Raw genomic sequence first — 3,728 nt, 5'->3', positions numbered from 1 at the left:
AGGCCAAGAAGGCCCCGGCCGTCACCGAGGCGCAGCGCAAGCAGGGCATGGCCGAGGCTCCGGCCGCCGTCCAGGCGCTCGGCCTGACCTGCCAGGTCACCGACGCCCGCTTCGTCGGCAAGCAGGAGAACAAGAAAGAGAAGACCTCCACCAGCTACTACGAAGTCGCCTGCCAGCAGGGCATGGGGTACATCCTCCAGGCCTCGACCGGCGGCCAGAGCGTGGCGTTCAGCTGCATCGAAGCCAACACCCCGCAGCCGGGCCAGAAGGAAGCTTCGCTGCCCTGCGTCCTGCCGGGCAACTCCGATCCGAAGTCGGCTCTGACCCCGATGCTGCAGAAGGCCGGCATCGCCTGCGTCCCGGCTCGCGTCCGCGCCATCGGCCAGACCAAGACCAACACCATCGCGGAAGTCGCCTGCGAGAATAACGACGGCTACATCCTTCTCGCCTCGGCGCCGTTCGATGCGACCAAGCCGATGGAAGCGCAGAACTGCCTCAACTATGACGCCCCGGACGCCGGCATTAAGTGCGAGCTGACCACGCGCGAGCAGCGCCTGGCGATCGTCGACCGCCTCGGCGCCTCGAATTCCTGCGCCGTCAAGGACCGCCGCTACATCGGCGCCACCAAGGAAGGCTCGAACTATTACGAGGCCTCCTGCCAGGACGGTAAGGGCTACATCTATCGCGTCGCCAACGGCGCCGCGGCCGAGACGTTCGAATGCGCCAAGGCGCAGCACATCCTCGGCGGCTGCACCCTGACGGACGCCCGCCAGGCGGCGAGCGACCAGGCTGCGCTCTACACCAAGCTCGCCAAGTCGGCCGGCTCCAACTGCGACGTCGACCGCTACGCCATCTTCCCCGCCAAGGGTAAGGAAGAGGTCGTCGAGATGGTCTGCAAGACCGGCGACAGCGCCATCGGCATCTTCCCGGCCAGCGGCACGGGCCAGGTCCTCGACTGCGGTCGCGCCCTGGTGGCCGGCTACAAGTGCGGCCTCGGCAAGACCACTTACGCCGGCCTGACCGCCGACCTGAAGAAGAACAACGTCCAGTCCTGCGAGGCCTCCAACGCCCGCCTGGTCGGCCGCACGCAGAAGGGCACGACCCTGGTCGAAGTCGCCTGCGCCGACGGCCTGAAGGGCTATGTGCTGGAGTACAACTCGACCCCGACGGTCTCCGCCGTCGGCGCCATGGGTTGCGCCTTCGCCGGCAACTGCCAGCTGCCGGGCAACACCTGATCCCGGTCGACGCCTGAAACGAAGAGGCCCGCGGAGTTCGCTCCGCGGGCCTTTTTCTTTGCCGTCTCGTTGGCGCGATCAGCCGCCCAGCGTCTCGGCGAACCGCACCGGCTGGCCCAGGCTCGGGGCGACGATCTCGTCGTCGCGCATCACCACCCGGCCGCGGATGATCGTCGCCGTCGGCCAGCCTTTGATCTCCATGCCGTCGAAGGGCGTCCAGCCGACGCGGCTGGCCATGTCGGCGTGCTTCAGGGTGCGCCGCGCCTTCAGGTCGACGACCGTCAGGTCGGCGTCATAGCCGACCGCCAGCCGGCCCTTGTCGGCCAGGCCGAAGATCCGGTTGGCGCCGTGGCTGGTCAGGTCGACCAGCCGCTCCAGCGTCAGCCGCCCTTCGGCGACGTGGTTCAGCATCAGCGGCAGCAGCGTCTGCACCCCCGGCATCCCCGACGGCGAGGCCGGGTAGGGGCGGGCCTTCTCCTCGCTGGTGTGCGGCGCGTGGTCGGAGCCGATCACGTCGGCGACCCCGTTCGCGACCCCGGCCCACAAGCCGGCCCGATGCTCCGCGCTGCGGATCGGCGGGTTCATCTGGGCGTAGCCCTTGAGCCGCTCATAGGCTTCGGGGCCGGCCAGGGTCAGGTGCTGCGGCGTCACCTCGACCGAGGCGACGTCCTTGTGCGCCGCCAGATAGGCGATCTCGTCGGCGGTGGTGACGTGCAGGATGTGGATGCGCTTGCCCAGCGCGCGGGCGATGCGGACCAGGCGCTCGGTCGACTGGATCGCCGACTGGGCGTCGCGCACCTCCGGGTGGCTGGTCCAGTCGCCGGTGCGGGCCAGCGGCCGGCGGTCGGCCAGACGGTACTCGTCTTCGGAATGGAACGCCGCCCGGCGGTGCACGTGCCGCAGCACCTGCTCGATGCCCTCGTCGTCCTGAACCAGCAGGGTGCCGGTCGAGGCCCCCATGAAGACCTTAATCCCGCAGCACCCGGGCAGCCGCTCCAGCTCGCCCAGCAGGGCGGCGTTCTCATGCGTCCCGCCGACATAGAAGGCATGGTCGCAGTGCATCCGGTTCGCGGCCCGCGCCAGCTTGTCGGCCAGGGCCTCCGGGTCGGTCGTCGTCGGCTCGGTGTTCGGCATCTCGAACACGGCGGTGACCCCGCCCAGCACCGCCGCGCGCGAGCCGCTCTCCAGGTCTTCCTTCCACTCCAGGCCCGGCTCGCGGAAATGGACCTGGGTGTCGATCACCCCGGGCAGCACCGTCAGACCCGAGGCGTCGAACGTCTCGCCGGCGCTCGCCTGCGACAGGTCGCCGATCGCCGCCACCTTGCCGCCGCGCACGCCGACGTCGGCGCCGCCGCGCCCGGCGTGGTTCACCACCTCGCCGCCACGCACGATCAGGTCATAGGTCTCAGGCATGTTCGCTTCCGGCTTCCGGGGCTTCGGTATCCGCCAGCAGCGCCACGGCGGCGCGCGCCACCCGGTCCACCGACAGGTCCATCATATGGCAGACCTGTTGCGAAAGCTCCGGGTCGGCGGCCTTGATCTGCTCGAAATCGCGCGGCCCGCGGACCACCCGCGCCTTCTCGCCCCAAGGGGCGTAGAGCCGCTCGTCCGACGGTCCGAACAGGGCCAGCGTCGGCGCCCCAGCCGCGGCCGCCAGGTGGGTGGTTCCAGAGTCGTTGCCGATATAGAGCCGCGCCCGCTTCAGCACCGCATAGGAGGTCAGAAGGTCGGCCCGTCCGGTCAGGTCGAACAGCTGCTTGCGGGGCACGACGTCGCGCAACTGGTGCGCCACCTTCGTGTCGCCCGGCCCACCCAGCACCACCAGCCGGCCGCCGCGCATCGGCCCGTTCGAGCCCAGCAGCCGGATCGCCACCTGGCTGAACCGCTCGACCGGCCAGGTCTTGCCGATCCAGTTGGCGGCCGGCGCGATGGCCAGGATCGGCCCCTCGCCACGCACCAGTTCGGCCGCCAGGGCCTCGGTCGCATCCGAGGTGTAGAGGTAGGGCGCCGCCGGCTCGTCCTCGATCCGCAGGGTGCGGGCCGCCTCCATCACCTTGTGCACGGGCTCGCCGCCGACCCGGCGATGGATCGCCCGCCGCCGCGTGCTCAGGAACCGGGATAGGCCCGAGCCGCGCAGGTCGACCACCAGGCCCCATTTGCGCCGCCGCACCTTGCGCCACAGGTCGAACCAGTGGCCGCCGCTCTTGGCTTTCTCGAAGACGATCAGCTGGTCGAGGTTCGGCACGTCGGCGAACAGCGGCGCGGCGGCCGGACCGGCCACCACGGTGAACCGGGCGTTCGGGATCTCCTCCGACAGGCGCCGGATCAGGCCGGAGGACAGCACGGCGTCGCCGATGCGCGTGGCGGTGATGAACAGAATCGGGAAGGACCCGCGCGTCATCCGCAATCTATAGGGCTGTGGCCGCTGGCGCTCCACCGCCCGCTCGCCCAAATTGCCGTTATGAACCGCATCGCCCGCCTTTCCAGCCGCGC

At 70.2% G+C, this 3,728-nt stretch carries 3 protein-coding genes; 1 reads left to right on the top strand and 2 read right to left on the bottom strand.

Going from position 1 to position 3,728, the window contains the following annotated elements:
- A partial coding sequence (locus ACILRF_RS15265) for a hypothetical protein (RefSeq protein ID WP_395674394.1) occupies positions 1-1,235 on the top strand: 1,235 nt, incomplete at its 5' end.
- A gap of 78 nt (positions 1,236-1,313) precedes the next feature.
- On the opposite strand, the gene ACILRF_RS15260 is transcribed toward ACILRF_RS15265, so the two are convergent.
- Together ACILRF_RS15260 and ACILRF_RS15255 are read right to left on the bottom strand one after the other, a co-directional pair.
- Positions 1,314-2,648 carry a dihydroorotase gene (locus ACILRF_RS15260; protein WP_395674393.1) on the bottom strand — a complete coding sequence of 445 codons (1,335 nt, stop codon included), beginning with the start codon at positions 2,646-2,648 and terminating at the stop codon, positions 1,314-1,316.
- A partial coding sequence (locus tag ACILRF_RS15255) for a glycosyltransferase family 9 protein (RefSeq protein ID WP_395674391.1) occupies positions 2,641-3,728 on the bottom strand: 1,088 nt, incomplete at its 5' end. The genes ACILRF_RS15260 and ACILRF_RS15255, both read right to left, overlap by 8 nt.

This window comes from Phenylobacterium sp. (assembly GCF_044236515.1).
In the GTDB taxonomy this organism is placed as follows: domain Bacteria; phylum Pseudomonadota; class Alphaproteobacteria; order Caulobacterales; family Caulobacteraceae; genus Phenylobacterium.
Note: the sequence above shows the minus strand (reverse complement) of the source record. Positions and strands in the feature narration are given on the sequence as shown.